Annotated in this window: 15 protein-coding genes and 1 pseudogene; 11 read left to right on the forward strand and 5 right to left on the reverse strand. The window is 70.3% G+C overall.

From position 1 onward, the window contains the following. From VHK87_RS04635 to VHK87_RS04655, 5 genes and pseudogenes are all read left to right on the forward strand, one after another. Nucleotides 1-430: pseudogene (locus tag VHK87_RS04635) on the forward strand (ferritin-like domain-containing protein); the annotation flags it as partial. A gap of 124 nt (nt 431-554) precedes the next feature. After that, a complete protein-coding gene (locus VHK87_RS04640; protein ID WP_329633726.1) occupies nt 555-1,535 on the forward strand; it encodes a sensor histidine kinase in 981 nt (326 codons plus the stop codon). A gap of 53 nt (nt 1,536-1,588) precedes the next feature. After that, entirely contained in the window at nt 1,589-2,860 is a 1,272-nt protein-coding gene (locus VHK87_RS04645; protein ID WP_329633727.1) for a PA2928 family protein, read from the forward strand. A 66-nt stretch (nt 2,861-2,926) separates the two neighbouring features. Further along, nucleotides 2,927-3,355, forward strand: coding sequence for a DoxX family protein (locus VHK87_RS04650; RefSeq protein ID WP_329633728.1), 429 nt, complete (start codon nt 2,927-2,929; stop codon nt 3,353-3,355). A 164-nt stretch (nt 3,356-3,519) separates the two neighbouring features. After that, complete coding sequence (locus VHK87_RS04655) at nt 3,520-4,647, forward strand: ferritin-like domain-containing protein (RefSeq protein WP_329633729.1); 1,128 nt, start codon at nt 3,520-3,522, stop codon at nt 4,645-4,647. A gap of 7 nt (nt 4,648-4,654) precedes the next feature. Here the strand turns inward: VHK87_RS04655 and VHK87_RS04660 are convergent, their stop codons facing one another. Next, on the reverse strand, nt 4,655-5,314 hold the full coding sequence (locus VHK87_RS04660; protein WP_329633730.1) for an alpha/beta hydrolase: 660 nt from the start codon (nt 5,312-5,314) through the stop codon (nt 4,655-4,657). A 139-nt stretch (nt 5,315-5,453) separates the two neighbouring features. Between VHK87_RS04660 and VHK87_RS04665 the strand changes: the two genes are divergently transcribed. Both VHK87_RS04665 and VHK87_RS04670 read left to right on the forward strand, forming a co-directional pair. Next, complete coding sequence (locus VHK87_RS04665; protein ID WP_329633731.1) at nt 5,454-5,966, forward strand: lipocalin family protein; 513 nt, start codon at nt 5,454-5,456, stop codon at nt 5,964-5,966. Continuing rightward, on the forward strand, nt 5,967-6,281 hold the full coding sequence (locus tag VHK87_RS04670; protein WP_329633732.1) for a hypothetical protein: 315 nt from the start codon (nt 5,967-5,969) through the stop codon (nt 6,279-6,281). On the opposite strand, the gene VHK87_RS04675 is transcribed toward VHK87_RS04670, so the two are convergent. Next, nucleotides 6,278-7,081 carry a VOC family protein gene (locus VHK87_RS04675; RefSeq protein ID WP_329633733.1) on the reverse strand — a complete coding sequence of 268 codons (804 nt, stop codon included), beginning with the start codon at nt 7,079-7,081 and terminating at the stop codon, nt 6,278-6,280. The genes VHK87_RS04670 and VHK87_RS04675 overlap by 4 nt on opposite strands. Between VHK87_RS04675 and mmcB the strand changes: the two genes are divergently transcribed. Further along, nucleotides 7,065-7,523 (forward strand): DNA repair putative endonuclease MmcB, encoded by a 459-nt coding sequence (mmcB, locus tag VHK87_RS04680; RefSeq protein ID WP_329633734.1) that lies wholly within the window; start codon nt 7,065-7,067, stop codon nt 7,521-7,523. The genes VHK87_RS04675 and mmcB overlap by 17 nt on opposite strands. A gap of 93 nt (nt 7,524-7,616) precedes the next feature. On the opposite strand, the gene VHK87_RS04685 is transcribed toward mmcB, so the two are convergent. Beyond that, nucleotides 7,617-8,174, reverse strand: a complete 558-nt coding sequence (locus VHK87_RS04685) for an ActR/PrrA/RegA family redox response regulator transcription factor (RefSeq protein ID WP_329633735.1) — start codon at nt 8,172-8,174, stop codon at nt 7,617-7,619. A 79-nt stretch (nt 8,175-8,253) separates the two neighbouring features. Further along, on the reverse strand, nt 8,254-9,621 hold the full coding sequence (locus VHK87_RS04690) for an ActS/PrrB/RegB family redox-sensitive histidine kinase (RefSeq protein WP_329633736.1): 1,368 nt from the start codon (nt 9,619-9,621) through the stop codon (nt 8,254-8,256). A 56-nt stretch (nt 9,622-9,677) separates the two neighbouring features. Between VHK87_RS04690 and VHK87_RS04695 the strand changes: the two genes are divergently transcribed. From VHK87_RS04695 to VHK87_RS04705, 3 genes are all read left to right on the forward strand, one after another. Then, nucleotides 9,678-10,325, forward strand: coding sequence for an SCO family protein (locus VHK87_RS04695; RefSeq protein ID WP_329633737.1), 648 nt, complete (start codon nt 9,678-9,680; stop codon nt 10,323-10,325). Nucleotides 10,326-10,490: 165 nt separating this feature from the next. After that, nucleotides 10,491-11,762, forward strand: coding sequence for a polyhydroxyalkanoate depolymerase (locus tag VHK87_RS04700; protein WP_329633738.1), 1,272 nt, complete (start codon nt 10,491-10,493; stop codon nt 11,760-11,762). Between the two features lie 10 nt (nt 11,763-11,772). Continuing rightward, the gene (locus VHK87_RS04705; protein WP_329633739.1) at nt 11,773-12,513 is read left to right on the forward strand and encodes a SprT family zinc-dependent metalloprotease; all 741 of its coding nucleotides are present in this window, start codon (nt 11,773-11,775) and stop codon (nt 12,511-12,513) included. A gap of 140 nt (nt 12,514-12,653) precedes the next feature. Here VHK87_RS04705 and VHK87_RS04710 read toward each other — a convergent pair. Next, nucleotides 12,654-14,090 (reverse strand): transglycosylase domain-containing protein (locus VHK87_RS04710; protein ID WP_329633740.1); only part of this gene is annotated, 1,437 nt, incomplete at its 5' end.

Consider the following 14,090-nt stretch of genomic DNA (forward strand, 5'->3'; position numbering starts at 1 on the left):
GGCCGACCGGACCATCCCCAAGCTGACCGCCGAAGAGCACGCCATCATCGAGACCTGGGCGGCGCACTGCTTCCAGACGCTGCTCTTCAACCTCGTGGCGCCGACCCAACAGCGCGACCTGTACGAGGAGTTCGGCCTCGACCCGGAGCGGGTCATCGCCGAGATGGCGCAGATCATGACCGACGATCAGCGCCGCGAGAACATGAAGGAGCAGACCAACATCTTCCGGGTGCTGGTGAAGACCCTGCTCAACGCCGGCATCATCACTGACCGCACCAAGGCCTTCTACGCGACCTACGTCGACCTGGAAGAGCTGCGGAGCGAGGGCGACAAGATGGTCGGCGACGACATCGCCGAGGAGGGCATCAAGTACCTCCAGGAGATCAACTTCCGCGACAAGGCCAAGTCGATCCAGATCGCCGCGGAGTAGACCTCTCCGCCGGGCTGACGGGGATGAGCGCCCGCCGAACCATCGGCGGGCGCTCGCATGTCCGGGCGAGCGCTCCCGTCAACACGTGGTAGGCTCCTCGTCCGCAACCTGGGCGATTGCTCACATGACCTCCGAACCCGCCGCATCGCCGGCCCCCGCGCCCGTCGAGCCGCCCCTGGACCCGCGCCTGGCCGAGGCCCTCGATCTGGTCAGCGACGCCGTCTACGTGCTGGATCGTGACGGGCGGTACCTGGTGTTCAACCGGGCGGCGGAGCAGTACTTCGGCGCCTCCCGCGACCTGGTGCTCGGCCGCCAGATCTGGGAGGTGTTCCCGCAGGGGCGCGGCACGCCCTTCGAGGCGGCCATCCGCAAGGCGCTGGACGAGGGGACCGAGAGCCGCTTCGAGACCGCGTCGGCCGTGCGGCCCAACCACACCGTCGAGCTGCGGATCGCGCCGCTGAGCGGCGTCGGCGTAACCGTGGCGCTCAGCGACGTCAGCGGCCGCCACGCCGCCGACCAGCGGCTGCAGCTGCTGGTCAACGAACTCAATCATCGGGTGAAGAACTCCATGGCGGTGGTCCAGGGACTGGCCCGCCAGAGCTTCGCCGCCAGCCGTTCCCTGGAGCAGGCGCGCGAGGACTTCACCGGCAGGCTGGTCGCGTTCGCCGCCGCCCACGACGTGATCACCGAGCAGAACTGGGAAGGCGCCCACCTGCGCCAGCTGATCGAGCGCACGCTCGCCGGCCAGCTGCTGGCGGGCGGGCGGGTGGCGCTGGAAGGGCCGCATGTGCGGGTCTCCCCGAAGACCGCGCTCAGCCTGTCCCTGGCCCTGCACGAGCTGGCCACCAACGCCTTCAAGTACGGCGCGCTGTCGAACGACGAGGGACAGGTGCGGGTGAGCTGGACGGCCGCCGGCGCGGCGGGCGACATCCGCCTGCACCTCACCTGGACCGAGCTCGGCGGCCCGCCGGTGGCGCAGCCCGAACGGCGCGGCTTCGGGGTGCGGCTGCTGGAGCGGGCGCTGGCGGTGGATCTCGGCGGGCAGGTGAAGCTGCGTTTCGAGCCCTCCGGCCTGGTCTGCGAGATCGAGGCGCCGGCGAGCTGAGCCTTGGCGCGCGGCCCGCCTTGCCGCAAGCTCCGCAGCGGGAAGGGGGGACCGTGTCCGATCCGATCGTCAGCCGGCCCGGAGCCGGCCGGTTCAACCGCCTGGTGGTCGTGCTTGCGGTGATCGGCGCGATCACCTTGACCGCCGCCGCTGTACTGGCGCTGCTGATCCCACAGGAGGGCGACAGCGTCACACCCGCCGACGTCATCGGGGCGCCGGTGCGGGCCCAGACCGCGGCCGGCGATCGGATCTTCCTGCTGACCAGCCAGTGGCGGACCACCCGGCCGTATTCGAGCCGGCGCACCAGCGCCGCCCGCCCTGCCTACGTCGACCTGCTGATCGACGTCTGGGCGTTCGACGCCGGGGATGGGCGGCTGGTCTGGCGCCGCCAGCTGGAGGCGGACCGCAGCGGACTGAACATGGGGCGGGCGGTGGTGGGCGCGGACGCGCGCGCGGTCTGGGTGCTGGCGGGAGAGGGCCTGATGGGCCTGTCGCCGGCGGACGGTTCCACGGTCGCCGACGTGGAGCGACTCGAGGCGGCCAACCCGCAGCTCAAGGGGCGCATCCCTCGCGAGCCGGATTACTACCACTTCGACGGGCGCGGCCTGTGGTTCACCGCGGCCGATGCGCGGCGCTGGCGCCTGGCGGGACCGGAGCTTCAGGCTAGGCCTGAATCCGAGGCGACGGGCGCGTCCGAGGTGTTCGCGCCAGCCCGCTGGTCGGGCGGCGTCAGCACCTGGATGTTCCACGAAAGAGGCGTGCGGTTGGGCGACCGGTGGCTCGGCGTCCTGTCCGAGCGGGAAGCGAAGGCCTCGGCGGAAGAAGGCGAGCTGAAGCTCGTCTCTTCGGAGGACGAGCCCCTTGGCCGGCTTTGGTCGGCGTACATACGCCAAGCTGCGACGCATTTCGGCGCAGAGACCGTCTACGAACGGTTTGAGCCGCTGCCTCAGTCGCCGGAGTTCGTGCAGGGCGGACTGCTATCCGATGGGAAGGACAATGGCCTGCCCATCCTGCCCACCGGCCCGGACAGCGTCCTGGTGCTGCATCGCGACCGGCTGGGCGCCGAGGGCCGCTGGAGGATCAGCCGCGTCGCCGGGCCGGGCGGGCGGGTGCTGTGGACCGCGGCGCTGCCGATGGCCCGCTTCGACGCCGTCATGCCGGGAAAGACCACCCTGGCGATCCAGGGCAGCCAGCCCGAGCCGGATCCGCAGCGGCCCGGCTCCGGGCTGACCGAAGACGTCGATCACCTGGCCGTCATCGACCTCGTCAGCGGTCGCACGACGCTCCACCGCCTGGCCGCCAGCGGCGACTGGCCGAAAAAATAAATCCCACGGCGTGTCGGAAGCCCACGGCCTGCCGCGTCCTTAGGGCGAAGACCCAAGGAGGCTCCGATGACCGCCCTCGCCGAAACCAGCACCTTCCAACCCGCCGCCGGCCGCAAGGGCCGCGCCGCCCTCTGGACCGGCCGCGTGCTCAGCGGCCTGATCATCGCCTTCCTGGTGTTCGACTCCGGGATCAAGCTGGTCCGCCTGCCCATCGTCGAGGAGACCGGCGGCCAGCTCGGCCTGCCGCCGGGCGCCGGCTTCGCTCTGGGCGTGCTGCTGGCCTGGATCACCGTGCTCTACGCCATCCCGCGCACGGCGGTGATCGGCGCGGTGCTGCTGACCGGCTACCTCGGCGGGGCGGTCTGCACCCATGTGATCGCGGGCTCGCCGCTGTTCAGCCACGTGCTGTTCGGCGTCTACCTGGGCGTGATCGCCTGGGCCGGCCTGTGGCTGCGGGACCCGAGCCTGCGCGCCCTGTTGCCCATCCGTCGCTAGAGCTTCCTCCCCCCCCGCCCTCCTCCTCCCCCGGGGCGGGTCCCTGAGTGACGCCCCGTCCCTGACGGCGGCGTCACTTTTGCTTTGACGAACAAGGTTCGGCTGCAGAAACTCCGGTACGAAAGACCCTGCGACAGACGGGGCGTTAAGGGAGAGGCGAGGCCATGGCCGACGGCAACATCACCAAGGACGCCATGTACGGCGCGGTGGCGCCCGACGACTTCGAGTCCATGCTGACGCTGGACCGGTACAACGAGCGCTCCACCGCCTTCGACAAGATCATCTCGGCGACCCACGACCACTTCTGGGATCCGCTGGACAAGAAGTACATCGACTTTGACGAGCCGTTCGACATCGAGAACGAGGCGATGATGCCCGAGGAGCAGCAGCCGCTGCTCAAGCTCCCCTACGTCGCCGAGACGCTGAAGGACCCCAAGCAGAGGGTGGCCTTCATCAACTACATGCAGCTGAGGAACTTCTCCTCGATCCTGCACGGCGAGCAGGGCGCGCTGAACCTGTCGGCGTCCCTATGTCACGTGCTCTACGACCAGGGCGCTCAGGAATACGCCGCCAACCAGACCCGGGAAGAGGCCCGCCACGTCACCGCCTTCGCCAAGTACATCAAGTCCCGCTGGGGCCGGCCCACCGAGTGCGGCGCGGCGCTGAAGGCGCTGCTGATCGACATCATCGAGGCGCCCGAGGTCTACAAGAAGATCGTCGGCATGCAGATGCTGGTGGAGGGCCTGGCGATGGGCGCCTTCTCCAACGGCTTCAAGTACAACCGCGACCCGGTCGCCCGGAAGCTGTTCCAGCTGGTGATGACCGACGAGGCGTTCCACCACAAGTTCGGGAAGATCTGGGCCGATCGGACCATTCCCAAGCTCACCGAGTCAGAGCGCAACGTGGTCGAGGACTGGACGGCCCACTGCGCTCAGAAGCTCTTGTTCGACCGGGGCGACCCGCGCCAGCAGGCCGAGATCTACGGCCGCTTCGGCCTCGATCCCGAGCGGGTGGTGGCCGACATCATGCAGCGCCGGGCCGAGCGCGATCAGACCCGCCGCTTCAAGGGCGAGACCAACATCTTCCGGGTGCTGATCAAGACCCTGTGGAACGCCGGCCTGATCACCGATCGCACCCGCAGCTTCTACGCCATGTACGTGGACCTGGACGAAGTGGCCGCCGAGGGCGACCGGATGCCCGGCGACGACATCGCCGAGGACGGCATCCGCTTCCTGCAGGAGATCAACTTCAAGGACCGCGCCAAGGCCCCGATCACCATCGCCGCGGAGTAGGCGGAGGTCAGGCCAGCGCGTTCTGGAGGAACTGCGCCCCCAGGCGCAGTCCCGCCTCGTCGATGCTGTGACCCAGGCCCGGCGAAATGTGGGTCGCGACCTCGAACCCCAAGCCGGTGAGGGCCGCGGTCGCCTCCGGCAAGGCCGTGGGCGGCACCATGGTGTCGGCGTCGCCGTGGATGAGCAGCACCGGCGGCTTGCTGCGCGCCTCCGCCGCCAGCGAATCCGGATCGACCAGGGCGCCGGAGAAGCCGACGATGCCGGCCAGCGTCCGCGGTCGGCGGGTCCCGACGTGCAGGGCCATCATCGTACCCTGGCTGAAGCCGACCAGCGCCAGCCGCTCGTCCCCTAGCCCCTCCTGCGCCAGCACGCCGTCGAGAAAGCCGTTCAGGACCGTGGCCGCCTGGCGGATACCCCGCCCGCGCGCCTCGGGGCTGCGGTCGGCGAACCCCCACCACTGGCGCCCGCCGGGCACGCCGGGACAGGGCTCCGGCGCATTCGGCGCCAGGAAGCCGGTGTCGGGCAGGCCGTCGCGCCAGTAGGGGACCAGCCCCATTAGGTCCTCGGCGTTGGATCCGTAGCCATGCAGCAGCACGACGAGGGACTTCGGGGCCGCGCCGGACGCGGGTGGGGCGAACAGGGCGGAGAGGGAGGATGGGTCAGTCATCTCTCCGTGGGTGCGCCACCGCGGCCGGCGGGTCAACTTGCAGAGCGCTGAATGGGCGGCCATCCTGAATCAGGCTTGACCGCAGGCGCCCGCGGGGGGCGTTCAACGCAGGTTCAGGCGAAGGGGCGAGGCTGAGGCCATGAAGCGCGTGATCCTGAGCCTTTGCCTCGCCGCGATGGTCTGCGCCGCGCCGGCCTTGGCGGCGGCCCCGCAGCCGACCAGCAAGATCGACATCTCGAAGATGGGCGGACGCTGGTACGAAATCGCCCGGTTCTACAACCATCGTCAGAAGGACTGCTTCGCCGCGGCCGCCGACTGGGTGCGCACCGGCGACGGCTTCTCGGTGACCAACACCTGCCGCCAGGGCGCCGTCACCGGCCCGGTGAAGACGGTGAAGGCCAGCGCCAAGGTCGTCGACCCGGCCACCAACGCCAAGGTCAAGATGACCTTCATGGGCCTGATCGCCCAGGAGTACTGGATCCTCGACCGCGCGCCGGACCAGAGCTGGTTCATCCTGGCCACCCCTGGCGGCAACTTCATCTGGCTGTTCGCACGCGAGGCCCAGATGTCCGCCGCCGCCAAGAGCGCCGCCGTCGCCCGCATCAAACAGCTCGGCTACGACACGGGGAAGCTGCAGTTCACGCCGCATTAGATGCTGGCCACACTGATCTTCGCGAGCGCCCTGGCCCTGGCGCAGGACGCTCCGGCGCCACCGGACGAGCTGCAGCGACGCGTGGAGGCCGCGCCCGAGGACGTTCGCGCCTTCGTCGCGCGGCGCGCTGAGTGCGATCATTGGGCTGGCGAGGAGCCGTACGAGGCTGAGCGCCGCGCGGACATTGAGGCGGCGATCGCCGAGCTGCGCTGCGCCGAGATCGAAGAGGACGAGGCCGCACTTCGGGCCCGCCACCGCGGCCGACCTGATCTCCTGGACGTGCTCGACGACGCCGCAGAGGCGCCGCTGCTCTAGGCCGAAAATTCGAACGCGCAGGCGACCGCGCCGTGAGGCGGGATGATGAGACTTGCGCCTGCCTGCCTCCACTCAACACCGCCCCGGTGCAACGCTCTGCGCGTCTGCCACAGGTCATCCACCTTCAGTCGGACCGCCAGCTCAGCGCCATAGGTCTCGGCTACCGCCTCGGCCGAAAGGTAAAGGAAGCCGCTGGTGTCGAGGCCGGTCTCGCCCGGCGGCTTCCCGGTCGAGGCCAGCCCCAGGATCTCGACCGCGCCATTGGGGTGAACCTGCCACTCCGGCAGAATGTCTACGCAGGGCCAGGCGTGCTCGACGGCGGCGGCCTGAACGCCGAGGCGGTCGGTCTTGAAGCCGATCCAGCGGAATCGCTCGGGCGGGCGGCCCACGTCCTGGTCCCATCGCCGCTCTAGCAGGAAGGTTCGCCGTGAGGGGCCGAGATCGGCGAGCGCCACCCGCGTCGCCTGCACGTCGCCGGTGAGGAACAGGCAGCCGCGCGGCAGCACCTCGGCCGGCGCCTCGTCCGCCTGCAGCAGGTCGAACCAGCCCTTCTTGAGAAAGACGCAGCGGTTCGGGAAGACCGCCCCGTCGGGCTGGACGTACCGGCCTCTCGGCGAAACCGTGAAGCCGAGCCGCCGCATCGCCTCCGCCAGCCCCTCGAGGTCGGATGTCGGAAACGGCAGGTGGTCGAGGGGCAGCATGGCCGGCCAAGCTTGCGGCAGCGCCGGGCGCGCGTCCACCTGCCCCCTTGATCTGCGAACGAAGTGGCAACAGGGTAGGGCGATGGAGGTCTCCGTCACCCTCGTCTCCGTCTCGCGTCCCGAGACCACCGCCGCCGTCACCCGCGGCGCCGCCCGGCTGCTCGCCGCGCTCGGCTACGCGCCGCTGACCGAGGTCACCCTGCCCAACGGGCGGCGGGCGGACCTTATGGCGCTCGGCCGCAAGGGCGAGATCCTGATCGTGGAGGTGAAGTCGTCGGTGGAGGACTTCCGCACCGACGGCAAGTGGGGCGAGTACCGCCCCTACTGCGACGCCTTCGCCTTCGCCGTGGCGCCGGAGTTCCCGCGACAGATCCTGCCCGAGGAGCCGGGCCTCATCGTCGCCGATGGGTTCGGCGGGGCGGTGCTGCGCGAGGCGCCGGCGGTCCCCCTGGCGGGGGCGCGGCGCAAGGCGCTCACCATCGCCTTCGGCCGGCTCGCAGCCATGCGGGCGGGCGGGGCCGAGGCGACGAAGCTGGAATGAACACCACGGCGAAAGCCGGGATCCAATCTGACTCCGAGCCAGCCGAGAAGCCGTCTGGGTCCCGGCTTTCGCCGGGATGAGCGGATCTGAAGCTTAACGCGGCGCGCGCTTGGCCAGAATCCGCTGCAGGGTGCGGCGGTGCATGTTGAGGCGGCGGGCGGTCTCCGAGACGTTGTGGCCGCAAAGCTCGTAGACCCGCTGGATATGCTCCCAGCGCACGCGGTCGGCGCTCATCGGGTTGTCAGGCGGCGGTGGGGATTCGTCCTTGCGGGCCAGCAGGGCGCGGGCGACGTCGTCGGCGTCCGCGGGCTTGGAAAGATAGTCCACGGCCCCGGCCTTCACCGCGGCAACTGCGGTGGCGATGTTGCCGTAGCCGGTCAGCATGATGACCTTGGCGTCCGGGCGGGCCTCGCGCACCGCCTCCACCACCTTCAGCCCGGTGCCGTCCTCCAGCCGCATGTCGAGCACCGCATAGGCCGGCGGGTGGGTCTTCACCGCGGCCAGAGCCTCCTGCACCGAGCCGACCAGCGTCGGCTCGAAGCCGCGCTGCTCGAGCGCCCGGCCGAGCCGGGTGCGGAGCGGCGCATCGTCGTCCATCACCAGTAGGGTCTTGTCTGGGAGGGCTTCGATCTCGGAGGACAGATCAACCATGGGTCGATTTCCCTGGCGGGCTCCCTGAAACGCGAAACTGCGACATCTTGTCTATCGTTCTCGGCGCTGCGCAAGCCCTTCAATGCCCAGTCACCTCAATACGATCCCGCCGCCAGCGGGCTGAGACGACTGCGCCGTGGGGCCGGCTGTTCTGAAACGTCACAACCGCCCCGGTGCGTTCCAGCAGGGTTTTGGCTATGAAGAAGCCAAGACCCATGCCGATATGGCCGGTGCGCGAGCCCTCGGCCCCAGGACGGGTAGTGACATAAGGCTCGCCCAGCTTGGCCAGCACGTCGGGCGCAAAGCCGGGCCCGTCGTCGCGGACCTCCATCGAGACGGTTTCGGCGTCGAACCGGGCGGTGACCAGCACCTCGCTCTTGGCGAAATCGACGGCGTTCTCGACGAAGCTGGTCATGGCGTGGGTGATCTCGGGCATCCGCCCGACATACGGCGGCTTGGTGCCCGGGGCCCCGGTGACGATCGCCTCGACGCGGACCTCCTTGCGGTCGGCGTGCGGCTCGATGACCTCCTGCACGAGCTGCAGCATGCTCATCCGCTCGTGCACCTCGTCGCCGGTGTCGGGAGTCTCGCTCAGCCGGCGCAGGATCTCGCGGCAGCGCTCGGTCTGGGCCATCAAGAGCTCGGCGTCCTCCTTCACCTGAGGGGTCGGCGCCTCGCGGGCCAATTCCTTGGCGACGATGGTGATGGTGGCCAGCGGGGTGCCGAGCTCGTGGGCCGCGGCGGCGGCCAGGCCCCCCAGCGCGGAGAGCCGCTGCTCGCGGGCCAGCACCGCCTGGGTGACGTCCAGCGCCAGGGCCATCCGCGCCGACTCCTCGGCGGCCTGACGCACATAGCCGGCGATCAGCACGATGCCCGCCAGGTTCGCCGCCGCCGCCCCGAGGCGGTAGGGAAGCGGCGCAAGCTCGGACGCCCCGTTCGGCCAGGCGAAGAAGGCCAGCCCCAGCGAGGCGGCGATCGCCAGGCCGCCGACGGTCAGCAGCTGGCGCCGCGGCAGGGTGGCGGCCGCGACCGTGACCGGGGCGATCAGGATCAGCATGAAGGGGTTGCCCGCCCCGCCGGTCAGGTAGACCAGGCCGGTGATCTGGGCGATGTCGAGGCCCAGCTGGCCGGCCGCCTCCCAGTCGCCGGCGGTCCGCTGTCCGGGGGATGCGATGCTGATCAGCAGGTTCAGCCAGGCGGACAGGCAGATCAGGCCGAAGCACAGCTCGTAGGGCGCGGAAAAGCCCATGATCAGGCCGACGAAGGCCAGGATCACCACCTCGCCGGCGATGATCAGCCAGCGCAGGTTGACGAGCGTGCGGACCTTCAGCCGGCCCGGCCGCGCGCCGCCGCCGCCCAGAACGGGTTCGGCTTGCAGCGACGCCGGCGCTCGCCTATCGACGACCGCCGTCCCGCCCGCCGCCTCATGGTTGGTGAGTGTCGCCATCGAGCTCCCAGGATCGTCGAGATCGATCCAGCTGACGAGCCCATTAAGGACCTGCCATGGCAAGACGTTCCTGGATCCTGGCCCTGATCGTGGCGATCGCCGCCGCCCTGGGCGTCGGGCTCGCCTGGCAGGCGGGGGTGTTTTCCCGGTCCGACGCGGCGCCGCCGGCCTCCTCGATCGGCGGGCCGTTCCAAATGGCGGACACGGCCGGCCGGCCGGCGGACCAGTCCCTGCTTCAGGGCAAGTGGAGCGCCGTCTTCTTCGGCTTCACCTACTGTCCGGACGTCTGCCCGACGACGCTGCAGACCCTGCTCGACGCGAAGGCCAAGCTGGGCAGGCGGGCGGAGAAGCTGCAGATCGTCTTCGTCTCGGTGGACCCGGGGCGGGACACGCCGCAGCAGGTGGCGACCTACCTCTCCAACTTCCCCGGCGTGGTTGGTCTGACCGGCTCGCCCGAGCAGGTCGCCCAGGTCACCAAGGCCTACAAGGTCTACGCCAGCCTGAGCTGCCCGGCCGAGAGCCCGGCGGAGCGCGCCAAGCTGAAGGCGCCGCAGGACTGCCCCGACAGCTATCTCGTGGACCACACCTCGGCGGTTTACCTGATGGACCCCAAGGGCCGCTTCGCCAACGCCGTCGCCCACCAGCTCGGCCCCGACCAGGCGGCCGACGTGATCGCACGCGAGATGGAGAAGCAGGGCGACTGAGGCGCGAAGCTGCGCTGTAGCGCCGCGTCGCTGATCGCTCACAGCTAAGCTAGAGCTGCTTCTCCCGCAGCGTGTTTCGTGTTGCGCCGCGGAACTGGGAAGCCCGTAGTGGACTTCCTAACTAGGCGGCGCGCATGCTGCGCTGCAGCGAGAGAAGGGGGCGGAATGCTCTACACACTCTATGAGGCGGGCTATTACCAGTCCGCGCCGCTGCGCCTGGCCGCCCGCATGACGCGCGACTTCTGGAGCTCGCCCCTGAACCCGGGCCGCGACACCCCGCTCGGCCGGCGGCTCTACGCCTCCGCCGACCTGATCGCCAACCTGACCCGCCGCTACGGCCGCCCCGCCTGGAACGTCGACAGCGTCGAGGTTGCGGGCCGCAAGGTGGCGGTGACGCCCGAGGTCGTCTGGTCCAGCCCTTGGGTGAAGCTCACCCACTTCCGCCGCGACGAGGCCGACATGCGGGCCGCGGGGCGCACGGCGCCCGAGCCCACGGTGCTGATCGTCGCCCCGCTGTCGGGCCACTACGCCACCCTGCTGCGCGGCACCGTCGAGGCCTTCCTGCAGGACCACGAGGTGTTCATCACCGACTGGTCGAACGCCCGGGACGTCTCGATCCTCGACGGCCGGTTCGACTTCCACGACTACATCGACCACGTGCGGGACATGCTGACGGTGCTGGGTCCGCGGGCCCACGTGATCGCCGTCTGCCAGCCCGGTCCTGCGGTGCTGGCCGCCGCCAGCTTGATGAGCGAGGAGGGCGACGCCGCCCGGCCCGCCTCCATGACCATCATGGGTTCGCCGATCGATGCGCGGCTCTCGCCGACGGTGACCAACAAGCTGGCGGAGGAGAAGCCCTTCGCCTGGTTCGAATCCAACATGATCTACACCGTGCCGCCGCCTTACGGCGGCATGGGCCGTCGGGTCTATCCCGGCTTCGTGCAGCTCTACAGCTTCATGTCGATGAACATCGAGCGGCACCAGAGCGCTCACCTGCAGTACCTGCAGGACCTGATGAAGGGCGACGGCGACTCGGCCGACAAGCACCTGGAGTTCTACGACGAGTACCTCTCGGTGCTGGACCTGACCGAGGAGTTCTACCTCCAGACCATCGATGTGGTGTTCCAGAACTACCTGCTGCCCAAGGGCGAGCTCTATCACCACGGCCGCCGCGTGCGGCCGGAGGCGATCACCGACGTCGCGCTGATGACCGTCGAGGGCGAGAACGACGACATCTCCGGCATCGGCCAGACCCAGGCGGCGCACAAGCTGTGCGCCGGCCTGTCGCCCGACCTGCAGGTCGACTACATCCAGCCGGTGGTCGGCCACTACGGCGTGTTCAACGGCCGCCGGTTCCGCGAGGAGATCTACCCGCGGGTGCGGGACTTCATCGCAGCCCATCAAGCGCGCGTAGGCATGCGGAGAGAAGCAGCCTAAGTCTTGCTCCATGTCCGTCTTCGGCCGCGCCCTCGCCGACGGGGACCGGCTGGAGATGGCCGGCCTCGTGATCCGCCTGAAGGTCAACCGCCGCGCACGGCGGGTGAACCTTAGGCTGGACCGCACGCGCCGCGAGATCGTCGCCACCGCCCCGAGCCCACGTCGCCTCGCCGAGGCCGCCGCCTTCGCCAAGGACCGGCTGGCCTGGATCCAGGAGCGGCTCGCCGAGCTGCCGGACCCGCAGCCGATCGCCCCCGGCCTGACCCTGACCGTATTTGGCCAGCCGTGCCGGTTGGAGCAGGGGGCCGGCCGCCCGAGGTGGACCCCGCCCGGCGCGGACGGAGTGGCTCGGATCAGCGCCCCGGGCGAGGGCCGCGCCTACGCTCTGGCCGCCATCCGCGCGCTGAAGGCCCACGCGCTGGAGGTGCTGACCGAGCGCACGCAACGCCACTGCGACGTGCTGGACGTGCCGCTGCCGGCCATAGCCGTGGCCGACGCCAAGTCGCGATGGGGCTCCTGCCGGGCCGCCTACGGCAAGAAGCCGGCCTCGATCCGCTACTCCTGGCGCCTAGCGCTGGCCCCCTGGGCGGTCGCCGACTACGTCGCCGCCCACGAGTGCGCCCACTTGCTGGAGCTCAATCACTCCCAGCGCTTCTGGGCCCACGTCCGTCGCCTGATCGGCGACGAGCGCCCGCACAGAGCCTGGCTGCGCTCGCACGGCGTGCGCCTGCACGCCTTCGGAGCGGAGTAGGATCCTCCCCGCAGGGGGAGGGGAGCCGCGAAACGGCGGAGGGGGTTCCCACGCGCCGACTCGAAGGCTCGCGGGTCCAAGTCTGAGCGCCTGAACCCCCTCAGCTTCTTCGGGACAGCTCCCCCTGAGGGGGCAGATCCTCAGTAAGGCGCCGTTTCGTAGTCGCGGGGCGGCGGGGCTTCGGCCAGCGGCGGCGGCGGGAGCTCGCCGCCCTGATCGTCGGGCAGCGGTTCGCCGGCGGGGCTGAGCAGATCGCCGATCGGATCGGGCTCGGCGGGCTGGGGCTCGATGACGCCGCCGGGGATGGCGGGCGCGTTCAGGCGCGGCAGGGCCCTGGCCATGAAGTCGCGCCAGATGCGGGCGGGCACGCCGCCGCCGGTCACCCGGCGCATCGGCTTGTTGTCGTCCTTGCCGGTCCAAACGGCGGTCACGAAGCCGCCGGTGTAGCCGACGAACCAGGCGTCCTTATAGTCGCTGGTGGTGCCGGTCTTGCCGGCCAGGTCGTAGCCTGGGATGGCGGCGCTCGTGCCCGTGCCGGAGCTGACCACGGTGCGCATCATCTGGTTCATGTACTGCAGCGCCGGGGTGCCGATCACCGCCTGACGGGCCGGTCGATCGACGTTGCGGTCGTAGAGCACCCGCCCATCGGTGGTGCGGATCCGCTCGATCCCGTAGGCCTTGGCCGAGAAGCCGCCGTTGGAGAAGGGCGTGTAGGCCTGGGCCATCTCCAGGGGGCTCACCTCCACCGCGCCGAGCGCCATCGAGGGGTCGAGCTGGATCTTCGAGCTGATCCCCAGCCGCCGGGCCGTGGAGGCCACGTTGCCGGTGCCGACCTCGCTGGCCAGGCGGGCGGCCACGGTGTTGATCGATTGGCCGAGCGCCGACTGGACGGTCATCGGGCCCTTGAAGTCGTTCGTGTAGTTGCGCGGCTCCCACCTGCCGATCTTGATCGGCTCGTCGACCACCGGGGTCCAGGGCGTGCGGCCCTGCTCCATGGCGGTAAGGTAGACGAAGGGCTTGAAGGCCGAGCCGGCCTGGCGGCGGGCCATCGCAGCGCGGTCGTACTGGCTCTTGTTGTAGTCCGCGCCGCCGACGTAGGCCCGGACCCGTCCCTCGCCGTCCAGGGCGACCAGCGCCGCCTGCTCGGCGCCCTGCTTGCGGCCGGCGGCCACGCCCTTGCGCAGCGACTCCTCGGCCGCGCCCTGCAGCGGCAGGTCGAGGGTGGTCTCCACGACCAGGTCCTCGGTGGGCTCGCCGAGCAGGGTGCGGACCTGGTCGTCCACCCAGTCGACGAAGTACTGGGCCCGCTGGTTGGCGAGGGTCGGGTTGACCCGCACCGGGTTCTTGAACGCCTCGTCCCGCTGCTGGGGCGTGATCGCCCGGTAGCGGACCATCTCGTCCAGCACGATGGTCGCACGGCGGGCGGCGCGGTCGGTGGCCGAGACGGGGCTGTAGCGCGACGGCCCCTTCATCATCCCGGCCAGCAGGGCGCTCTCGCCGACCGTCAGCTTGTCGGCGCTCTTGCCGAAGTAGCGCTGGGAGGCGGCCTCGATGCCGTAGGCCCCGCCGCCGAAGTA

It is taken from the genome of Phenylobacterium sp. (assembly GCF_036263695.1).
Lineage (GTDB): Bacteria > Pseudomonadota > Alphaproteobacteria > Caulobacterales > Caulobacteraceae > Phenylobacterium.

Bases quoted from the DNA above. Each gene is read 5' to 3' on its own strand.
- VHK87_RS04700 (WP_329633738.1), top strand. From the start codon at position 10,491: ATGCTCTACACACTCTATGAGGCGGGCTATTACCAGTCCGCGCCGCTG.
- VHK87_RS04650 (WP_329633728.1), top strand. From the start codon at position 2,927: ATGACCGCCCTCGCCGAAACCAGCACCTTCCAACCCGCCGCCGGCCGC.
- VHK87_RS04655 (WP_329633729.1), top strand. From the start codon at position 3,520: ATGGCCGACGGCAACATCACCAAGGACGCCATGTACGGCGCGGTGGCG.
- VHK87_RS04685 (WP_329633735.1), bottom strand. From the start codon at position 8,174: ATGGTTGATCTGTCCTCCGAGATCGAAGCCCTCCCAGACAAGACCCTA.
- VHK87_RS04705 (WP_329633739.1), top strand. From the start codon at position 11,773: ATGTCCGTCTTCGGCCGCGCCCTCGCCGACGGGGACCGGCTGGAGATG.
- VHK87_RS04665 (WP_329633731.1), top strand. From the start codon at position 5,454: ATGAAGCGCGTGATCCTGAGCCTTTGCCTCGCCGCGATGGTCTGCGCC.
- VHK87_RS04660 (WP_329633730.1), bottom strand. From the start codon at position 5,314: ATGACTGACCCATCCTCCCTCTCCGCCCTGTTCGCCCCACCCGCGTCC.
- mmcB (WP_329633734.1), top strand. From the start codon at position 7,065: ATGGAGGTCTCCGTCACCCTCGTCTCCGTCTCGCGTCCCGAGACCACC.
- VHK87_RS04695 (WP_329633737.1), top strand. From the start codon at position 9,678: ATGGCAAGACGTTCCTGGATCCTGGCCCTGATCGTGGCGATCGCCGCC.
- VHK87_RS04690 (WP_329633736.1), bottom strand. From the start codon at position 9,621: ATGGCGACACTCACCAACCATGAGGCGGCGGGCGGGACGGCGGTCGTC.
- VHK87_RS04670 (WP_329633732.1), top strand. From the start codon at position 5,967: ATGCTGGCCACACTGATCTTCGCGAGCGCCCTGGCCCTGGCGCAGGAC.
- VHK87_RS04640 (WP_329633726.1), top strand. From the start codon at position 555: ATGACCTCCGAACCCGCCGCATCGCCGGCCCCCGCGCCCGTCGAGCCG.